The organism is Flavobacterium erigeronis (assembly GCF_054075165.1).
The window spans coordinates 188147-210658 of record NZ_JBSKGP010000010.1 but is presented as its reverse complement, the minus strand read 5'-3'; the positions used below and the strand labels follow the sequence as shown (position 1 = coordinate 210658).

Sequence of the window (22512 nt, the reverse complement as noted above, 5' to 3'; positions counted from 1 at the left end):
AAATGAATATTTTTTCAATTAATACATTTTAATACTATATATTATGAGCATTTTTAAAGACAAAACAATTATAATTACCGGAGCCGCTATGGGACTAGGTCTTGCAGCAAGTAAAGCCGTAGCACTAAAAGGAGCTAATCTTTCTATTGTAGATTATAACGCTGAAGCACTTGAAAAAGCAAAAGCAGAAATACAATCAGTTGCGCCAAATGCAAAAATTATAACTATTGTCGCTGACGTTTCAGATGAACAGGCAGTTAAAAATTATGTAGACCAAACAGTTAGTGAATTTGGCCGTATCGATGGATTCTACAATAATGCAGGTATTGAAGGAAAACAGGCATCTATTGTTGACTATGATATTACGATATTTAAAAAAGTAATTGACATCAATCTTATGGGGGTCTATTACGGACTTAAATACGTAATACCTGTAATGCAGAAACAAGGCGGAGGTAAAATTGTAAATGTTGCATCTGTTGGAGGAATTAGAGGTGTTATTAATCAGATGCCTTATGTAGCAAGTAAACATGCCGTTTCTGGTATGACTAAAAATGCTGCCATAGAATACGGAAAAGATGGAATATATACCAATGCAATAGCGCCTGGGGCTATTCTTACCCCAATGGTGGCAGAAGCTTTTAAACAAGTAAATCCTTCTGACCCAAAAGCAGCTGAAACAACATACGCGCAAAGAAATCCGACAAGAAAATTAGGTAAACCTGAAGATGTGGGGAACCTTGTAGCTTTCTTGCTTAGCGATGAATGCCAGTATGTAAATGGGCAGACCATTGCAATTGACGGAGGAGAATCTAACTTATACGGTAATTCATAAATTAAGAAGTTTGTTCGGTTTATAAAAATCTGACAACCTTTAATAATATTACGAAATATCGTAAAAACTAATTCTCGTCTTTTACTTACTGTTCTCTAAAAACAAGCAGTTTACACAATTGGCGTAATGATTGGTTTTTAATAGAATCAAAATTTTAAAACCTTAATTATGCTAAACATGAAAAAAGAATTAGGAACATTAAACATGCCTTGGGAGAAAGAATATGGTTATGCACAAGCAGTAAAAAATGGAGATACGCTTTGGATTTCTGGTCAATTGGGCCACGATAAAGAAGGAAATCTTGCAGTTGGCATGGAAGATCAGTTTGAAAAAACGTATGAAAACATTAAAATTCTCTTGGATCATTTCGGGATGAATGCAGATGATATTGTAGAAGAAGTTATTTATGTGACGGATATGGCGTCTGCTTTTCAAGCAAGAAAAAAAATGGGAATTGCTTTTTATCCCGATCCTCAAAGAGTTGCCAGCAGTATTGTACAAGTAAGCGGACTTGCCTTACCGGGACAAATGGTAGAAATAAAAATCATAGCGAAAAATTAATTTTATTGTCAAAAAAAAGCCTTTTCTAAATGTAGAAAAGGCTCTTTTTTTATTATTCCATCGAAACGATAATAAATTCACTTCGACGGTTTAATTGATGTTCTGCTTCGGTACAAAGAACGTTGTCAGCGCATTTATTTACTAACTGACTTTCTCCATATCCTTTTCCTGTTAATCTATTTTTGTTAATTCCGTTTTTGGTTAACCATTGCATAGTCGATTTTGCTCTTCTATTTGATAAGTCCAAATTGTATTTTGCTGTTTGTCTGCTGTCAGTATGAGAACGAACATCAATTTTCATTTTTGGATATTGCTGCATTACGGCAATGATTTTTTCTAATTCGAAAGCGGCTTGTTTCGTGATAGTAGATTTATCCAGATCAAAATAGATAATCGGAATATTTAGCGTTTTTGCCAAATCGGTTCCTACATCAATTGGCTTAATTCTTTTTTCTAATGGAACTGCAACTTCTGTTTTTCCAGCAGTTTCTTTCGTTGTAACAGGAATTTCTTTCGTTTCGTAATTCTCTTTTATAGTTCGAACATGATATTTCTTATTACAATCTACTTTAAAATTATAAGTTCCGTCTGCATTTGTCGTTGCTTCGTTGATCGTTTTAAATTCTTCATCTAATAAAACCACTTTGGCATTTTCTAGTGGCGCATTATTTTCTGAATCGACAATTGTCCCTGAAAGCGTTTGTTCGCAAGTTAATTTTCGGGTTTCAGTAAATTTATAAATATCATCATTCCCTACTCCGCCTTCGCGGTTTGAAGAAAAGAATCCATTTCTGGTTTTACTGTCAATGATAAAAGCAAAATCGTCTTGTTTGCCATTTACAGGTGCGCCAACGTTTTGAACTGCAGTAAAAGTCCCGTCTGAATTCATTTTAGAAACATAAACATCCAGTCCGCCCAATCCTGGTCTTCCGTCACTGGCAAAATACAATTCGTTATCAGCCGAAATAAACGGAAAAGTTTCTCTTCCTTCTGTGTTGATTTCTGGGCCTAAATTTTCTGGTTTGCCAAAAGTATTGTCACCATTAATTGTCACGCTGTATAAATCAGACTGTCCCAAAGTTCCTGGCATATCTGATGCAAAAAAGAGCTTCTTTTCGTCGCTGCTTAATGCTGGATGCGCCGTGCTATACTGATCGCTATTAAATGGCAATTCTGTTATATTAGTCCATTTTCCGTTTACGAAATCTGCTTTATATAATTTAAGCAACGTATTTCTTTGATCGTCTCTCTTTCTTTTTCCTCCTAAGAAATTGTTTCTGGTGAAATACATTGTTTTACCATCTTTTGTAAAAACAGGAGTCGATTCGTTAAATTTAGAATTGATTTTCTTTTCGAATCGTTCTGGTTTTCCAACCGTTCCATCTGGCGCTAATTCTGCACGGTATAAATTGGTAAAAGATTTATTGGTCCATTTAAATTTCTTTTTGGCAATTCCTCCCGTATCTCTTGCAGAAGCAAATACCAATTTATTATCTAAAAAGGCACTTCCGTAATCGGTTTGAGTAGAGTTGATTCCAGCTTCTTTTATTTCAAATCTTCCAGAATTAACATTAATCTGTTCTAAGTAGTTTTTATTATTTTCAAATAAAATTCCTCTCTTGTCGCTGTTTATTTTGTTGTGAAAAGCTTTTAGAATTTCATCAGCTTTAGCATATTCGCCCACCGCTTTTAAGGTTTGAGCATAACGATAAAGATACTCTGGCTCCTGCTCTTTGTTCATTTCAAAAAGTTCATTATACCATTTTACCGCTTTGACCAATTCGCCATTAAAGTAATAGGCATTTCCTAATCTTTGAAACATTTCCTCATTTTTATACCCTTTATTGGCAACCTTTTCATAAGTGTCAATAGCATCGATATAAGCTAAATGAGCATATTCTTTATCTGCTTTGTTCTGTTTTTGAACTTGTGCATTTCCTTCTAATGCCGATAGCAAAAGAAAGGCAGCAACAGCTATATTTTTAATTTTCATCTTTCAATTGATTTAGAAGAATCTTGGTGAAGTTATTTGGTCATAATTATTGAACAAATCGAATCGAAGAAATATCTCATGCGATCCTGAATTAAAATTGTTCAATCTTGTTGTTTCACGATCATAAGCATAACCTGCGAAAAGTCCGTCTGTGATTTGAAATCCAACCATAGCGCTTAAAGAAGCACTCCATCTATAAGAGGCTCCAACCGTAAATTTATCATAGAACAAAAAGTTGGCAGAAAGATCAACTTGCAATGGCGCTCCTTCAACCATTTTGGTCAAAAGAGCAGGTTTGAATTTGATATATTCGTACTTATCCAAATTAAATACATAACCTGCAATTAAGTAATAATTGATTTTTTCTTTGAAAATGGCAACATCTGCATTATCGTATCGATTACTTTCAATAAAATTAGGAATCGATAAACCAACGTAAGCTTTGTCTGAATGCCAATAAATTCCTGCTCCAACATTAGGCGTAAATTTGTTGTTTAAATCCTGCAACTGCGGATCGCCCTGATCTTTTACATCTAGTTTATTAATATCTAGATTAAACAAATTTGCTGTTCCTTTAATACCAAAAGAAAGTTTAGAAGTTGCTGAAACTGGAACTGTATAAGATAAATCGGCAGAGAAAGTATTTTCATTTGTTGGACCAATTTTATCATTTACAACAGAAACTCCCAATCCGAGATTACTGTTACTTAATGGCGTATTTACCGAAAAGCTGCTGGTTTCTGGCGCTCCTTCAAGACCAACCCATTGTGTTCTGTATAATCCAAAAATACTCAATGCTCCGCGCGAACCCGCATAGGCTGGATTGATGTTAATGGTATTGTACATGTATTGGGTAAACTGCGAATCCTGCTGTGCAAAACCCGCAATGGAAAAAAATATAAAAACGAAGACTAATTTTCTCATTTATTTTTTCTTTTTATGATGGCTTAGCTATAAAAAGCTAAGCCATTTTAAATTTTGCTTTAACTGTTATTTCGTAAGGTATAGGTATCCTGATTTCTGATGAACATTTGAATCGCTATCCTTATATTTTAGAACATAAAAGTATGTTCCAACAGGCAAGCTTTCCGATTTTTTGATCGTCGTACGCCCTTCAGAAACTCCAGTAAAGGCACGATCCTGATTGTTGTACTGACTACGCTCAAATACTAAAACTCCCCAACGATTGTAAATTTCCATTGTGTTATCTGGATAACATTCTATTCCTTGAATGAAGAAATTATCGTTTAGCGAATCTCCATTTGGTGACAATACATTGAATACTTTTATGTTACAGCCACTCAATGACAACACCGTTGGATTATCGCCTTCGTTACCGCTATTATCAGAAGCATCTTTTACTGTAACTCCTAAAGGTGTTTGCCCTGTTACTAATGCCTGATTAGAAACACTTTCTGCATTGATATCACTTTGTTTTATCGTATAGATTCCTTTAAAAGTATTGCTGTCACTTTCTCCCGGAGCTAAAGCTATCGGCCCTCCAGTCATTACAATTCCTGGAAGCGGATCTTCAATTGTAATATTGGTCAATCTTACATTTCCGGTATTGGTTACCACAAAACTGTACGTTATGGTTTCGCCAGCATCAGCATTATTATTGTTGTTTTCATCATTGAAAACAGCATTTTTAATTAAAGCTATACTAGATTTTTGCTGTAAAACAGTCACACTACAGCTAGGGCAAGTTGGCTCATAAAATGGATCATTTGTTCCTAGCGGAGATGGATCTTCAGAATCTGCCTCTATAGTATTTCCGTTCGGATCTTTTCCTGCAACTAAAGCCAAATTATATACCGCTCCAAGATCAATATCTGCTTGAGTTAAAGTATAACTAGCTGTGAAAGTCGTTTCGTCAACAGCTGAAGGAATCAATGATGCAATTGGCCCTCCATTAACCGTTACCATTGGATCTGTAACCACAATGTCTTTGATCGTAACATTTCCTGTATTTACAACTCTGAAAGTATAATTAATACGATCTCCAGCATCTACAGTTCCGTTGCTGTTCGCATCTTGGTATAATCCTGTTTTTAGCAGTCTCATACTTGGACTTTGTGTAAGTGTACTTACAGTTGGAGTATCATTATTTAATGCCGTTCCTGAAATATCCGTTATTGGCGTATTATTCGGAGCTGTTCCTGTTGCAGTCGCTGAGTTGATCACACTTCCTGCATTTAAGTCAGCCTGCGTAATCGTGTAAGTACCCGTGATAGTTCCAGTTCCTCCAGGCGCAATAGTTGACGGACTTACCGCCAATGCTGCGCTTCCTGTCTTCGCATCGTCAATTACAACATTGGTTAACGTAACATTTCCTGTATTGGTCACATCAAATGTATACGTAATCTGATCTCCTACTGCGCCCGTTCCGCCTACCGAAGCTGTTTTCACAACTGCAATCGCTGGGCTTTGGGTAAGATTGGTTACCGTATCATCATCATTAGTCAATGCAGTTCCCGAAGTGTCGCTTACCGTTGCTGCATTCGGAGCTGTTCCTGTTGCAGTAGCCGAATTGGTTACGCTTCCTGCATTCAGGTCAGCCTGAGTTATCGTGTAAGCAGCTGTGATAGTTCCTGATGCTCCAGGCGCAATGGTTGACGGGCTTACCGCCAATGCTGCGCTTCCTGTTTTCGCATCGTCAATTACAACATTGCTTAAGGTTACGTTTCCTGTATTGGTCACATCAAAAGTATAGGTGATCTGGTCTCCAACCGCTCCCGTTCCGCCTACTGAAGCCGTTTTCACAACTGCAATCGCTGGGCTTTGGGTAAGAGCCGTTACCGTATCATCGTCATTCGTTAATGCAGTTCCCGAAGTGTCGCTTACAGTCGTTGCATTTGGAGCTGTTCCTTTTGCAGTTGCCGAATTGGTTACGCTTCCTGCGTTTAAGTCAGCCTGCGTAATCGTGTAAGTTGCCGTAATAGTTCCAGTTCCTCCAGGCGCAATAGTTGAAGGGCTTACCGCCAATGCTGCACTTCCTGTTTTAGCATCGTCAATTACAACATTTGTTAACATAACATTTCCTGTATTGGTCACATCAAAAGTATAGGTAATCTGATCGCCAACTGCGCCCGTTCCGCCTACTGAAGCCGTTTTCACAACTGCAATCGCTGGGCTTTGGGTAAGAGCCGTTACCGTATCATCGTCATTCGTTAATGCAGTTCCCGAAGTGTCGCTTACAGTCGTTGCATTTGGAGCTGTTCCTTTTGCAGTTGCCGAATTGGTTACGCTTCCTGCGTTTAAGTCAGCCTGCGTAATCGTGTAAGTTGCCGTAATAGTTCCAGTTCCTCCAGGCGCAATAGTTGAAGGGCTTACCGCCAATGCTGCACTTCCTGTTTTCGCATCGTCAATTACAACATTGCTTAAAGTGACATTTCCTGTATTGGTCACATCAAATGTGTACGTAATCTGATCTCCAACTGCTCCCGTTCCGCCTACTGCTGCTGTTTTTACAACTGCAATGGCTGGGCTTTGCGTAAGATTAGTTACCGTATCGTCATCATTCGTTAATGCAGTTCCAGAAGTGTCGCTTACCGTTGCTGCATTTGGAGCTGTTCCTGTTGCAGTCGCTGAATTGGTTACGCTTCCTGCATTTAAGTCAGCCTGCGTGATCGTGTAAGTAGCCGTAATTGTTCCCGATGCTCCAGGCGCAATTGTTGACGGGTTTACCGCCAATGCAGCGCTTCCTGTTTTCGCATCGTCAATTATAACGTTGGTTAAAGTAACATTTCCTGTATTGGTCACATCAAAAGTATAGGTAATCTGATCTCCAACCACGCCCGTTCCGCCTACTGATGCTGTTTTTACAACTGCTATCGCTGGACTTTGCGTAAGATTAGTTACTGTCGAATCATCATTATTAAGCGCAGTTCCCGAAGTGTCGTTCACCGTTGCTGCATTTGGAGCCGTTCCTGTAGCAGTCGCTGAGTTGGTTACGCTTCCTGCATTCAGGTCAGCCTGCGTAATCGTATAAGTAGCCGTGATAGTTCCCGTTGCTCCAGGCGCTATTGTTGACGGGCTTACCGCCAATGCCACGCTTCCTGTTTTAGCATCGTCAATTACAACATTGCTTAAAGTGACGTTTCCTGTATTGGTCACATCAAAAGTATAGGTGATCTGGTCTCCAACCGCTCCCGTTCCGCCTACTGAAGCTGTTTTCACAACTGCGATTGAAGGGCTTTGCGTAAGATTCGTTACCGTGTCGTCATCATTAGCCAATGCAGTTCCCGACGTATCGCTTACTGTCGAAGCATTTGGAGCCGTTCCTGTAGCAGTCGCTGAATTGGTTACGCTTCCTGTATTCAGGTCAGCCTGCGTAATTGTGTATGTAGCTGTGATAGTTCCTGATGCTCCAGGCGCAATCGTTGACGGGCTTACCTCCAATGCCGCGCTTCCTGTTTTCGCATCGTCAATTACAACATTGCTTAAGGTGACATTTCCTGTATTGGTCACATCAAATGTATAAGTGATCTGGTCGCCAACTGCGCCCGTTCCGCCTACAGATGCTGTTTTTACAACTGCAATGGCTGGGCTTTGGGTAAGATTCGTTACCGTGTCATCATCATTAGTCAATGCCGTTCCAGAAGTGTCGCTTACTGTCGATGAATTTGGAGCTGTTCCTGTTGCAGTCGCTGAGTTGGTTACGCTTCCTGTATTCAGGTCAGCTTGGGTAATCGTGTAAGTTGCTGTAATAGTTCCTGATGCTCCAGGTGCAATTGTCGACGGGCTTACCGCCAATGCCACGCTTCCTGTTTTCGCATCGTCAATTACAACATTGCTTAAGGTGACGTTTCCTGTATTGGTCACATCAAAAGTATAGGTGATCTGATCGCCAACTGCTCCCGTTCCGCCTACTGATGCTGTTTTCACAACTGCAATGGCTGGACTTTGCGTAAGAGTTGTCTCTGTTGGCGTGTCGTTATTTTGAGCTGTTCCTGAAGTATCAGTTACGGTAGTCATATCAGGTGCTGTTCCTGTTGCTGTTGCTGTATTGCTCACGCTTCCTGCATTTAAGTCAGCTTGGGTAATGGTGTAAGTAGCCGTTATGCTTCCTGATGCGCCAGGCGCAATCGTTGACGGGCTTACCGCCAATGCTACGCTTCCTGTTTTAGCATCGTCAATTACAACATTACTTAAAGTGACGTTTCCTGTATTGGTCACATCAAAAGTATAGGTGATCTGATCGCCAACCGCTCCCGTTCCTCCAACTGATGCTGTTTTTACAACTGCAATGGCTGGACTTTGCGTAAGATTGGTTACCGTATCATCGTCATTCGTCAATGCCGTTCCCGAAGTGTCGCTTACTGTCAATGCATTTGGAGCCGTTCCTGTTGCAGTTGCCGAATTGGTTACGCTTCCTGCATTCAGGTCAGCCTGCGTAATCGTGTATGTGGACGTAATAGTTCCCGTTGCTCCAGGCGCAATTGTTGACGGGCTTACCGCCAATGCCACGCTTCCTGTTTTTGCATCGTCAATTAAAACATTGCTTAGGGTTACGTTTCCTGTATTGGTCACATCAAAAGTATAGGTGATCTGGTCTCCAACTGCTCCCGTTCCGCCTACTGATGCTGTTTTCACAACTGCAATCGCTGGACTTTGGGTAAGATTCGTTACCGTGTCATCATCATTATTTGTTGCAGTTCCTGACGTATCGCTTACTGTCGATGCATTTGGAGCCGTTCCTGTTGCAGTCGCTGAGTTGGTTACGCTTCCTGCATCAAGATCTGCTTGAGTTATGGTATAAGTTGCCGTAACACTTTCTGACACACCTGGTGCAAGAGACGACGAATTAAGTGTAAGTCCTGTATTACCGATCATTGGATCCTCAATAATAATATCAGTCAAACTTACATTTCCTATGTTTGTTACGCTGAAAGTATAAGTAATTTCATCTCCTACCGCTCCTGTTCCTCCTATAGATGCTGTTTTTACAAGCGCAATAGCCGGACTTTGAGTAAGTGAGGTTTCTGTCGGAGTGTTATTATTTTGAGCTGTACCCGAAGTATCACTCACTGTCGATGCATTAGGAGCTGTTCCAGTAGCTGTCGCTGAATTGGTTACACTTCCCGCATCAATATCTGCCTGAGTAATGGTATAAGTAGCCGTAATGCTTCCTGACGCTCCAGGCGCAAGTGTTGACGGGATCACCGCCAATGCTACGCTTCCTGTCTTAGCATCGTCAATTACAACATTGCTTAAATTTACATTTCCTGTATTGGTAACATTAAATGTATAGGTGATCTGGTCGCCAACCGCTCCCGTTCCGCCTACAGATGCTGTTTTAACAACGGCAATAGCTGGACTTTGCGTAAGAGTTGTCTCTGTTGGCGTGTCATTATTTTGAGCTGTTCCCGAAGTATCAGTTACTGTAGTCGTATCAGGAGCTGTTCCTGTTGCTGTTGCTGTATTGCTCACGCTTCCTGCATTTAAGTCAGCTTGGGTAATGGTGTAAGTAGCCGTTATGCTTCCTGATGCGCCAGGTGCAATCGTTGACGGGTTTACTGCCAATGCTGTGCTTCCTGTCTTCGCATCGTCAATTTCAACATTGCTTAAAGGTACATTTCCAGTATTGGTTACTGTAAAAGTATATGTAATTTGGTCACCTGCTGACAAAGCTGTTCCTACCGAAGCAGTCTTAACAAGTGCTAGACTTGCATCTTGCGGCACTCTTAAAAGAACCTCATCTACTGTTTCAGAACATCCTATACTGCTGCCTGTATGAGAAGCAACAACTCTGTAAATATATTGATCGTTTGTAAGCTGTACATTATTTACATTCAAAGTAGCATTTGTCTCTGCTGGCAGACTGTTAAACAATGTTCCGCCATCTGTACTTACATACCATTGATACGTTAACTCTGCTGTCGCATCTGCTTTAGTAACAGGAGTCGTATAAAAATTGGTAACTTTTTCAGCTGTTATTCCAGATGAAAATGTAATATTATCTCCTATAGTAGCTGTTTGGTCTGCCATTGGAGTCGCTACAGTCATCGTTACAGCAGCAAAAACGGGAGGTAAAACACCCGAATATGTTGCTGCAGGATTAGATACTCTTCCATTCGCAAAAGTTGCTACTGGATCTGGACCTACTCCAAATTGACCTCCGTCTCCTCCATCTGCATTAGAATCTTCATAAAATTCATTAGAATCTGGACATCCGTCGTTATCGCTATCTAAATCATAAGCGTCGATAATTCCGTCGCCATCAGTATCGAAAACATCGGCAATTCCGTCGCCATTTGAATCTGTGTAATCTGTTAAAGAACCATCACCTGGGCCCGGCCCTCTGTTAACATCTTGAAAATTTAGAATTCCATCTCCGTCTTCATCTCCGTACATATCGTATCCATGCGATTCATCCACATTCAGAATACCATCATTATCGGCATCTTCGTCAATTAAATCATTTTTTCCATCGCCATCCGTATCGTAAACTGGCGGTACTATAGAAGCGATATTGTTCAAATAATTACATTCAACAATTCCCGTTGAAGGAAAATCAGTTGTTAAGTTAAATGGTGTCGGAATCGATCCGCTATCGTTTACAATGGCATACAATCTATAACTTTGAACTGTCGGAATTGTAATCGTCATCGTTTGAGTAGTTCCAGATGCTATTATAGAACTGGTATAACCAGTTCCCACTACAGCCGCAGGTCCAGTTGTCGGGTTTCCGTTATATACCGTAATTGGAGTCCCTGCTGGCAAACTTAAATTTCCAAGAACACTTATGTTAAGCGTCAACTGACCTGTAGTTAAATCAAAATTCTGCAAGCTGTTTAGCTGTACATCTGCCGCCGCAACAGTTCCTGGCTCTAACAAAAAGTTGTTTGGATTAAACTGTACGTTATATTGATTTAAAACTTTATACGCAGTAGAACCAGCAGGCATAAAATTATTCATTTTAGTTTCCTGCTTTGGCACCGTTAAATCATCATTGATATTGATCACATGATAGCCGCGTTGGTTCCAAATTTTTCTTGCAGGCTGCCATATGGTTCCTCCGTCTGATTTAAAAATATTTATCTGTCCTTTACTATTTCCTGCACGAGCAGCTCCTGTAAAAGCAACCATTTCAGCCTGGCCATCATTATCTACATCAGCAATTACTGGATGCTCCATCCAAGTTTCTGTACCCGAATTGAATACCGCTAAATTAACTGGAGTTGTAGTGTTTCCATTAATAATTCTAATTTGGGTTTCATCGTTATATACTAATTCCTGAATTCCATCTCCATTAAAGTCAAATGACGAAATACCTGTTTCACCAGAGCTGTCTGTTGTTGGAAGATCCCACACTAAATTTCCTGGAATTTGTAAATTAAAAGCTTTAATCGAATTAACATATCCCACAAGAATTTCAGGATAATCGACAGCCATTCCGTTATTTGTAATATCATTATAGACATACGAAATAGTCGGTATACTTCTTCTTACAGCAGGAGATGAAGGAACATTTAATAAAAAAGCATTTCCAACTGGATCCCAAACGTAAAGACGGGTTCCTATGGAAAAGGCGACATCTAAATCTCCATCCAAATCAAGATCTGCAACTGCTGTAGGTCCATCTGCAGCTAAAGGTATCGAGCTATTAATAGCATTTAAACTTTTTAGAACAAATGGTCCTGTCGTCATATTAACTCCGTAAACAATTCCTCCCGCTACAATTTCTTTACCTGGATTATTTGGCAAAATGTCTACTACAACTGGGTCTGCTCCCCAACTTACTCCGTCACGACCAAATGGATAGTTGATATGCATGACAGGCAACCTTTTCAAAGTATGGTTTACTAAATCCAATACAAAAACTTGATTCCCTATAATAATTTCAGGAACTCCATCTTCATTGATATCGGCAATCCTTGGAGACCCTTGTACAATATTCGTTGGCAAATCAGATTTAAACTCGTATGTTGTAGTAGTACCTCCAGTATGGCTAAAAACATAAACAAAACCAGTATATTCTACACAAACCACTTCCGCAGTTCCATCACCATCAAGATCTGCAATAGCAGGCTGTACAACAGATCCATAAACAGGTGCTTGTACTTGTAATTGAAAATTAATTCCAGCATCTTGAAGAACACCTCCAACTACACGGTAAGTTGTATAACCAAGATTACTATTTCCAAGAGGCGCAATAATTTCTGGAATTCCGTCGCCATCAAGGTCACCAATTGAAGGAGACACAGACGTATCTAATGTATTCGCTGGTCCTTGCAGAGCCAGCTTGATCTGGAAATTTGGTGCCGGTGCCGGAGCAAAACACGTCGGTGCCGGTCCAGCATTACAATCAGGGTCATATTGGTCTACATAACCATCGCCGTCATCGTCAATTCCATTATTACAAATTTCCTGAGCTAGTAGATTTCCTGAAACCAGGAAGAACAAGACAGTAAACAATAAGTAAAGTTTCTTCACGTTTTTTGGGTATAAATTAGTATTGAGAAAAAGAGACAGATTCACTATAAAATAGCGCATTCTCGCTCCACGAAAAATCTGTCAAAAATACCCTGATAAATATCCCAACTAAACCCAATTGCTGTACACTATCGTGAAAGTGAACAGCATAAAAACATTTATAAAAAACTCATTATCAGAACAAATAAGATCATTTTATTACTTCTCAAAAAACCTAAAAATATATCCGTAATAAGTACCTCGTGATGTAGTAACAATGAGGTGAAATACGCATTAAAGCAAAAAAAGTCCTGCTAAAAAACAGGACTTTTGGAAGAGATTGGAGAGATATTTAGGCCTTCATCTTATTATTTTTTTCGGCTGCGTACTGCATAAAAACGGAAGGAGAAATTCCCATTTCGGCTTTAAAAATTGCGGTAAACTTACTGTGAGAAGAGAAGCCGCATTCTTCTGCCAAATAGCTAATTTTATAACTAAGATATACTGGATCGCTTTCCATTTTTCTTATGATATAATAAATTCTAAGCGCGTTAATGTAATTATTAAAATCTTTTCCTTTGTGCTTATTAATTACATAAGAAAGGTATTTGCTATTGATTTCAAATTTTGCTGACAAACTCGAAAGGCTAATATTTCTATTGATGTAACCGTCTTTTTCTTCAAATTTCTTTAGTTTCTTCAGTATCAATTGTTCCGTTTCTTCGGTCATTAACACCTTTTTTTCGACTTCTTCGGCAACTGATTTTTCTTCTTTGTATTCTGGTTTAAAAGAACTGCTTTCAATCTTGCTAATAATTTCTTCGAACTTCCTGATATCAGATTTTCTTCTTCTAATAATAAGTACTATTCCTGTAATTAGAAGTATTGCAATAACAACACTCGAAGCTATAATTATGCCCTGCATTTGAGATAATTTTGCTTCTTTATTTTGTAATCTGTTTACAATACTGTTTACTCCCTCTTTGTGAGAATCCATTAATCTAAGCTGCGTTTTTTCATAAAGCTTGCTAAAACGGGCGTAGTTTTTCACGTCTTGTTTGCTGTCATAATAAACGGCCAGATTATAATACACTTCTTCTTTTAATTCTAGAAAATCGGACTGCTCTGCTACTAAAAGGGCTTTATTATAGTAAAATGACGCATTTTTTAAGTCGTTGAGCGCAAAATATATTTCTCCTATATCGCTATATACAAAACCGCTCAAAATAGTACCTTCTTTTGCTATATCATTCTTAAAAAGTAAGGATAAAGAAGAATTATAATAGTAAAGGGATTTTGAATAATCCTTTAGTCCCAAATAAGCTTGACCAAACATGTATTCGTTTGTGGCATAATGAAAAAACTTTACTTTCGAATTTCTTGTTTTATCAAGATAGATTTTGGTTATTTTCAAATAAGAAATGGCTTGATTAAAATCTTCATCTTCAATTGCATATTTGGCAATTTGTTGATTGGTAATTGCCTGCAACTGATTTGAAATTTTGGGATTATCAATTTTAGGAATAATTTTCAATACCTTTTTTAAAGACAAAACACTTTGCTCTTTTAAGCCGAGTGTACGATATTGTGCTGATAAAAAACCTGCTATTCTAACTTGCCATTCGTAGAGCTTATTGATTTCTGCAATATTTTCGGCTGTAACGGCATGGTCAATCGATTTTTCAAGATCTCCTGTATTCTTTTGCAAATCAGCTATTAGCATAAGAGATTTCACTTTATGAATCGGTTCTACTGAATGCTCATAGAGAGAGTCTGCTGTCTGTAATGCTTTTTTGATGTCTTTACTGGCTAAGTCAACAGCGGTGTAGTACATAACACTATCAAAAGATGATTTTTTTTGTGCAAATACTGTTGTAGCAGTAAAAATGATGCATAGTAGTAAACTATAGCTTTTTAGTGCCTTTCTTATATGGGCACAGGTGGTAATTCTGGTATTCATTTTGGGAGGGGTGTTACTTGCGGATAAAATTGTAAGGACATTTTGCTTCCTTACTTCATTCGGGCTTAAATTTATTTAGAAGATTAAAAGTCAGCAGAATAGAAACTATAGATTCGTCGCAATTAAGAATCTTATTTTCAAACTCTTGACTCAAAAAATGATTTTTACAAAGGTAAGGTTCCTAAAAAGAAATTTTGTTAAAGTGTAAGAAAGAAACAAAAAAAATAGCTAACAGGCATATTTATAACTTTTTGTGTGTTTTCTTATTTTAATCTAAAGTAAAAAAGGCCTTCAATAAATTGAAGGCCAATTAAAAAAAAACACAAACTTGAAAAAAATTTTATCTTTTTCTCAAAACTCTTTCTGGATAATCTGTTATGATTCCGTCAACTTGAAGCTGTATCATATTGTCGATATCTGCCTCATCATTGACAGTCCAAGGAATTATTTTCATTTTCAGCAATCGAATAGAATCAATTGCTGTTTTATTTAACAATTTATAATTCGGACTGTAAATTTCTGGTCTGAAATTAAGCAACAAAAGATTTTTTGATAAACTTCCTTTTCCAACCAAATAAGCCACTTTTGTTTTAGGAAATCTTTTATGCATGACATTTAATACTTCAGGATCAAAAGATTGAATATTGATCTTTTGTTCAATTCCTTTTTCTTGAATGATTTTCATGACCATTTCTATAAAAACTTCTGGCTGTGGCTGACTTTTGCCATATTCTGATTTTTCAGATTTGATTTCGATATTGTATCGTACTGGTTTTAGCTTGTTTTCGGAAATGTATTCCTCAACAGCATCAATAACTTCAGACAGCAATGGCTTGTATGTTTTTTGCTTTTGCTGCTGCGGAAAATTTGAATTTCCTCTGGAACCGCTGTCAAATTTTCTAATGCTGTCGTACGTCATTTCATAAAGGTTAAAGCTCTTTTCTTTTTCTTTCGAAATTGGTTTTCCTTGCGAATCCGACATGTATTGCGAAGACATAAAAGGTTCGTGTGAAACGACAACTTTTTGGTCTTTAGAAATCACAACGTCTAATTCTATAACATCGGCACCTTTTTTTACAGCGCTAATAAAAGCTGGAATAGAATTCTCTGGAAAATTGCCACGATCGCCGCGATGGCCTTGCACTTCAATTATTTTTTTTGAAGGAACAGCTTTTTGATCTCCGCAAGAATAGACCGCTAAAACCGCTACCAAAACGCAGCTGATATTTTTGATTTTAAACATCATTTAATCGATTATTTTACTTTATCAATTCTGTAAGTCGTATTGGCAGTATGCGTTTTGCCAAACATATCTGTTGCTTTAATTTCGATAGCATGTTCGCCAATCGCAAGATCAGAAGGAATATTTCCTCTCCAAACATGCGTGCTTTTTTCAGGATCTGAAGAACGTTTTCCTGGCATCAGCACTTCAGACAATTCCCATTCGTAAACCAATTCTACATACGATGGATCTTGTACCTCAACATATTCCATTTCTTTCCATTCGCCTTGGTCTACTCTATACTGCACTTTGTCTTTTTTGCTTCCCATAAAGAAATTAGCAAATACACCCGATTTCGTACGTTTTGCTTTTGCAACGACTTTTGGAGCAAAAACTTTCATCTGATAATTCTCTGGTTTTCCTGCTACTTTGTAATCTACAGTATATTTATTTCCATTAAAATGAATGAAAGCATACCCTTTTGGCGTTCCGTCTCTCATAACCGAAATTGGAATTCCTTTCTCATCCAGTTTTCCTGAATACCAGTCACCAGAAGTGGTTCCAATATTGTAATGGTGATGCGGCGTTTCTTGCAACCATCCTTCTTTTTTGCCTAAGAAATCCTGTCTCTGCATGTGTGTATGCGCCGAAAGCGAAAGTGTATTCGGGAAATCTTTCAGCAATTCAAATAATTTCTGGCGGTCTTCATCTCTAAAAGAATCATCTTTAGGATCTGGCTCGCTTATCGGAATGTGGAAAGCCAGTACGATTAAATTGTCTTTCGGAACTAATTTCAAATCATTTGCTATAAACTGCATTTGCTCATCTGTAAAACCGCCCCAATAGCCTTCGTGGTCTCTTGGGTCAGGATATAAAACATCGTCTAGAACAATAAAATGCACTTTTCCGTAATTGAAAGCATAATTCGCAGGACCAAAATGAGCCTCGTAAGTTTCATCGGCTAAATTATCGGCTTTGGCATCAAAATTTAAATCGTGGTTTCCTAAAAGATTGTACCACGGAATTCCAACTTTTTTTACGGCCTGAATATACGGATTGAACAAACTAAGATCGTTTCCAACCAAATCTCCCATACTTAATCCGAATGGGACATTTTTGATGCCTTCTACTTCAGCCACAATTCCTCTGGCAAAAAAGTCAACTTCTTCTAGATTGTACGGTTGTGGATCACCAAAAATAAGTGCCGTAAAATCGTTGGTTTCTTTTTGAGGAGCTAATCCAAAATCAACAGATTCTGGAAGTTTTCCTGTTGGTGCAACGCCTTCAAATTTACCTTTTGGAGAACCCGCTGGTTTATAATTATAGAAAAACTGAGGTATATTATCTTTATTTACCTGAATTTTATATCCCGAAGGTTTAATTACGGCAATAATAACATCATTGGCTAACGGCAGTTCGTAGTTTCCTTTTTTGTCGGTCAAAACCACTTCACGCCCGTTAGTAACGGCAACATTCGCAATTCCTTTTTCTTTTTTCTCTTTTTTACCGTTTTGATTTACATCTTCAAAAACGATTCCTTTTACAGTTGTCTGCGCTGTCAGAACACCGCAAAACAATACTGCACTATATATAAATGTCTTTTTCATTTTAAAATTTATTTGTCCCACCAAACTTTAGTATTGATATTGTCGCCTCCTACCATTTCAACAGCTTCCAAATAGTTTTCGTTATTTTTTATCTGCTGATTATCTGGATACGTAAATCTAGATGGCATAATTCCATCATTTAGCATCGCTGTCGTTTTTGGCAGTACAGGAAATCCTGTTCGGCGGTATTCAAACCATTGCTGGTAATCTGTAAAATACAATGCATAATACTTTTGCAACATGATTCTTTCTAATGTTCCATTGTACTGTGCTTCTGGTTTATTAAAATAAGTTGCTGGAACAACCGCTTTTACATGTTCGATTGCCGATTTAACCCCTTTTTCGTAATGTCCTTGTGCGTCTGCAATAAGTCCGCGTTGTGCTAATTCTGCTTTAATAAATTCAACCTCAGCATACGTCAGAATAAAAATCTGCATTGGGTTTTGAGCCTGAACATTCAAAAGTGTTGAGGCATTGTATTTAAACTGCGAATCTGAACCTGCATAACCGCTGTCAATTCCTTTAAATCCAATTGGAGCATTGGTTACCAAAGCTGTCGCCCCTGTTGCAATTATAGCTCTTCTTGGGTCTTCAAGCGTATTCAAATTATCCAGAAAAAAAGAAGCCATTTTAATGCTCAAGTTAAAATCTTGCGGCCTTCCCCAAGGAGAAACATTTGGAGAAACTCCCGTTACTTTCAGAATTGCTCCTTCAGCTGTATTGGTAAAAACCGGGTAAATTTCTGGATGATCTGCCATATAAGCCAGTTTTGTAAAAGCACCCGTTTCTGTTCGGTTGGAAACTCTTAACAGCAATCTCATTTTAAGAGAGTTGGTAAATTTTTTCCATTTCAGAACATTGTTTTGAAACAAAATATCTTCACTATAAATCATCGCTTTACTAGTATCATAAAGCGTATTGGCTTTTTCTAAATCGGCTAAAATAGTTTCATAAATAAACTCCTGCGTATCGTACTTCGGATATAAAATAGCGTCTTCTCCGCGTACTGCTTCGGTCATTGGCACTGGACCAAAAAGATCGGTAAGATTGGCGTAAACCAATGCATTTAATGTTAAAGCAATCGCTTCGTAATTGCCGTCTCCCGCTTTTACAGAAGCCATGCGCATTTCTCTAATATTCGAAAGCCATTTGTAATAATTGTTCCAAGCCGAGTTTCCGATATTATTGCTTACATCATAACGGTGGAGTCCGCCTGTGATACTTGGATAAGGAAGCGAAACCTGCATTAAATTGAAGGTCACGTCAACACTCTGTGTGGCATTCTGCGAAGCAATTCCGTAAATAATTGGGTTCAATAAAGTTCCCGGACTTATTTCGGTAATCAGATTCGGATTCTCATTAAGTTCTTCAAAACCATTTGAACAAGAAATTGTCAGTCCTGTAAGAAGTAGAATTATTGCTGTGATTTTTATCTTTTTCATTGTCTAATTATAAAGTCAAACTTAAATTGAAACCATAAGTTGCTGGCGATGGCATTTGCCCCATTTCGATACCAGGTAAAATAGTATCTCCGTTTAGCGCTGCTGTTTCAGGATCGTAAATTGGGAAATCGGAAACGGTTGCTAAATCTCTTCCGAAAATTGAAAACTGAAGTGATTGCAGTCCTGTATTTTTCAGCCATCTTTTTGGCAAATTATATTGAAGACTGATTTCGCGAAGCTTTCCAAAAGAAGCGTCAAATGAATTCGATTCAATATTGGCTCTTCGGTAATAACGAACATACCAATCTGCTGTTGCCACTTTTTTGGTATTTGGAGAGTACGATCCATCAGTATTTTGAACTACTCCATCTCCAATGATAAAGCCGTCTGCTCTACCCATTTCGTTAGAATTCAGTTTTCCTTGTTCTGAAAGTTTGTGGTGTGTCTGCGAATAAATAATACCACCGTACTGACCATCAATTGTTACATTCATAGTGAAATTTCCAATAGAAAAACCGTTAGTCAAACCGCCTTTCCATTTTGGACTTGCATCGCCGATATACTGAATTGCTTCAGGATATGCTGGCAGACCCGCATTGTCATATACAATCTGTCCGTCAGGAGATCTCACAAATCCGAAACCATAAATGGCGCTTGTAGTTCCGCCTACTTTTGCAATGATTGAGGCTGTTCCACCTGTACCAATAATCTGCTGTCCGTCAATTCCTTCTGGCAGTTCCATTACTTTGTTCCAGTTTCTTGACCAGTTCATCGTAGCATTCCATTTGAAATTCTCGCCATCAATAATTTTTCCGCCAAGCGTAAGTTCGATTCCGCGGTTTCTTACTTTTCCTCCGTTTAAAACTGCTCCGCTGTAACCTGTAGAAAAATCCATCGGAATATCGATAATCTGGTTTTTAGTCACACTTTCGTAAACTGTACCATCAAACGTAAGTCTGTTTTTCAGCATTCTAATTTCAAAACCAGTCTCAAAACTTGTCGTAATTTCTGGTTTAAAATGATCATTATATAAAACTGTTAAAGTCTGAGCCGAACTTGGAAAAGCACTTTGCCCATAATATTTCTGTGTTTTATAAGGTTCTGTATCGTTTCCTACTTGAGCAAAAGAAAGTCTGTATTTTAAGAAATCAATCGCTTTTGGAAGACTGAACATTTCTGAAAGAACCGCACTTGTATTGATCGACGGATAAAAGAAAGAATTGTTTTCTACCGGAAGCGTACTCGTCCAGTCATTTCTTCCTGTGATATCTACAAAAAGCATATCTCGGTACGACATGGAAACTAAACCGTACAAACTGTTCATTTTTTTATTGGCATCGCCTAAAGTTAAAATCGGTGCGCTTGAACCATTTGAAAGTTTATAAACGCCGGGAACTACTAAACCAGTTACTTCTGCTTCTGTTCTTCTGTATTTATAACTCATCGCGTTTCCTCCTGCTGAAGCCGAAAGCGAGAATTTATCTCCAAAATCTTTTTTGTATGAAAGCAAAAAGTCGGAGTTGATTTCTTGTTTGAAAACGTCTTGTCTTTCGTAAAATCCTTTTGCATATCTGTTGATGCTGTAAGGTCTTTTCTGCTCTCTAGTCTGGTTGTAAGTGTTCATAGAAGAACGCAACATTAATTCCAGATTTGGAGACAACGTAATATTGGCAAACAAATTCCCTACAATCTGATCGCTGTCTAATGTATTGGTCGCTTCATAAGCAATCAAATACGGATTATCGATAAAAGAACTGAACGGATGCAATTGCGCGATCTGCTCTTTGCCTTTCTCCCAAATTGGACGATACCAATCCAAATCAATATTGGGCTGTTGGAAAATCATGAAATACGCAATAGAACCATTGTTATAACCTGTAGAAGGAAGATTATCACTGTTTCTCGTATTGTAATTTACCGTTGTTCCCAATTTAATTCTGTCCGAAACCTGATAATTGGCATTTACTGCAGCCGTAACCCTGTCAAAACCAGTATTTGGCATAATCCATTCGTTCTTCTGATTTCCAAGAGAAAGACGCATCGAACCTTTGTTGTCACCGCCTTGAATCGAAATATTATTGTTTAAAGTCACACCTGTTCTCCAGAAATCTTTACGGTTGTCTCTATAAGACTGCCAAGGCGTTCTTTCTGGAGATTGTCCTTGCACAGCAGGATCATATTGGTAGAAATTCTGTCCTGTAAAAGCGGGTCCCCAAGCACTACTCGTTCCGCTTGTTGAAGTTCCGTCTGCAGAATTCCCGTAAGAGTAATATTGATTTCCAAAAGCATCTGGCGAATTTCCTGTCCCTTGTCCGTATTTATATTGATAATCTGGCCATCTTTGGATGACGTCGAAAGTCGCTCCTGTGTTGAAAGAAATTCCTAAACCTTTATTTTTCTTTCCCGATTTTGTGGTAATAATCAACGCACCGTTTGCCGCACGGCTACCATAAAGCGCAGTTGCACCTGCACCTTTAAGCACTGTTACTGCATCAATATCATCTAGATTAAGGTCTGAAATTCCGTTTCCGTAATCAATTGGTGAATCTTCTCCCATATACGCACTCGTTGAACCAGACGTTGTCATCTCTGCGTTTACAGGAACTCCATCTACTACAATAAGCGCATAATTTCCTTTTGGACTCAACGATCTGTTTCCTCTAAGGGTAATCTGCTGTGAATTTAAAGGTCCTGAACCTGTAGAAGTAATGCTTAATCCAGCCACTTTTCCTTTTAATCCAGTCGACCAGTTATTTGGTCTTCCTTGCGATAAACTTTCAGATTTAATCGTCTGTTGCGAAAATCCTAATCGTTTTTCTTCTCTTTTAATTCCTAAAGCCGTTACAACAACTTCATTCAACTCACTTGTACTCAACTTCATGGTTACCGTAATTGGGTTTGCGCTTGCAGCAATTTCCTGAGAAATATAACCTACGTACGAAATAACCAAAACAGCAGAAGAGCTGACAGCAAAACTGAAATTCCCTTCCATATCGGTCATGGTGCTGGTTCTGGTTCCTTTTTCTAGAACGGTAACACCAGGCATTGGCATTCCGCTTTCGTCCAATACTTTTCCGCGAACATTCATTTGAGCGCGAAGATTTTTGGTAACGGTAATCGTATTGTTTAGTTTTCTGAATGCCAATCCCGTTTTAGCCGAGATTTTTGTCAATACTCCGTCTAGACTTTCTTTTTCTGCATAGATCGAAATGCGCTGTGATGTTGCTGATATTTTTTCATCAAAAACAAAAGTAAAAGTCGTCTTCTGTTCTACTGCCTTAAAAAAATCGGTGATGGTTGCATCTTTTAGATTCAGGCTTATTTGTACGTCCTTCGCAGATTGACCTAAGGCAAATCCGTTAAAGGAAAAAATTAATAAAATCATTAAGTAAAGATTTTTCATCTTTATATACTTATTGAAAAAAAATTGTAGTTTCGTGTTCATTACTGTTAGGCTATAAATTTTATTTTTAGT

General features: G+C 38.3%; 10 protein-coding genes. 2 read left to right on the top strand and 8 right to left on the bottom strand.

Annotated elements, in window-relative coordinates:
* Positions 1–43 precede the first annotated feature (43 nt).
* Both ACWA1F_RS19555 and ACWA1F_RS19550 read left to right on the top strand, forming a co-directional pair.
* Positions 44–835 carry a glucose 1-dehydrogenase gene (locus ACWA1F_RS19555; protein ID WP_456896152.1) on the top strand — a complete coding sequence of 264 codons (792 nt, stop codon included), beginning with the start codon at positions 44–46 and terminating at the stop codon, positions 833–835.
* Positions 836–1012: 177 nt separating this feature from the next.
* Positions 1013–1396: a Rid family hydrolase gene (locus ACWA1F_RS19550; RefSeq protein WP_456896150.1), complete on the top strand. Its 384-nt coding sequence runs from the start codon at positions 1013–1015 to the stop codon at positions 1394–1396.
* A 52-nt stretch (positions 1397–1448) separates the two neighbouring features.
* On the opposite strand, the gene ACWA1F_RS19545 is transcribed toward ACWA1F_RS19550, so the two are convergent.
* The 8 genes from ACWA1F_RS19545 to ACWA1F_RS19510 form a co-directional block, all read right to left on the bottom strand.
* Entirely contained in the window at positions 1449–3389 is a 1941-nt protein-coding gene (locus ACWA1F_RS19545; RefSeq protein WP_456896148.1) for an OmpA family protein, read from the bottom strand.
* A 12-nt stretch (positions 3390–3401) separates the two neighbouring features.
* Positions 3402–4313: a PorP/SprF family type IX secretion system membrane protein gene (locus tag ACWA1F_RS19540; protein ID WP_456896146.1), complete on the bottom strand. Its 912-nt coding sequence runs from the start codon at positions 4311–4313 to the stop codon at positions 3402–3404.
* 66 nt (positions 4314–4379) lie between these two features.
* Positions 4380–12827: a DUF7507 domain-containing protein gene (locus ACWA1F_RS19535; RefSeq protein WP_456896144.1), complete on the bottom strand. Its 8448-nt coding sequence runs from the start codon at positions 12825–12827 to the stop codon at positions 4380–4382.
* Between the two features lie 331 nt (positions 12828–13158).
* Positions 13159–14766, bottom strand: a complete 1608-nt coding sequence (locus ACWA1F_RS19530) for a helix-turn-helix domain-containing protein (protein ID WP_456896142.1) — start codon at positions 14764–14766, stop codon at positions 13159–13161.
* A gap of 340 nt (positions 14767–15106) precedes the next feature.
* Positions 15107–16012, bottom strand: coding sequence for a glycerophosphodiester phosphodiesterase family protein (locus tag ACWA1F_RS19525; RefSeq protein WP_456896140.1), 906 nt, complete (start codon positions 16010–16012; stop codon positions 15107–15109).
* 8 nt (positions 16013–16020) lie between these two features.
* The gene (locus ACWA1F_RS19520; protein ID WP_456896138.1) at positions 16021–17595 is read right to left on the bottom strand and encodes a calcineurin-like phosphoesterase C-terminal domain-containing protein; all 1575 of its coding nucleotides are present in this window, start codon (positions 17593–17595) and stop codon (positions 16021–16023) included.
* A gap of 8 nt (positions 17596–17603) precedes the next feature.
* A complete protein-coding gene (locus ACWA1F_RS19515) occupies positions 17604–19037 on the bottom strand; it encodes a SusD/RagB family nutrient-binding outer membrane lipoprotein (RefSeq protein WP_456896136.1) in 1434 nt (477 codons plus the stop codon).
* 7 nt (positions 19038–19044) lie between these two features.
* Positions 19045–22422, bottom strand: coding sequence for a SusC/RagA family TonB-linked outer membrane protein (locus ACWA1F_RS19510; RefSeq protein ID WP_456896134.1), 3378 nt, complete (start codon positions 22420–22422; stop codon positions 19045–19047).
* Between the last annotated feature and the right edge of the window lie 90 nt (positions 22423–22512).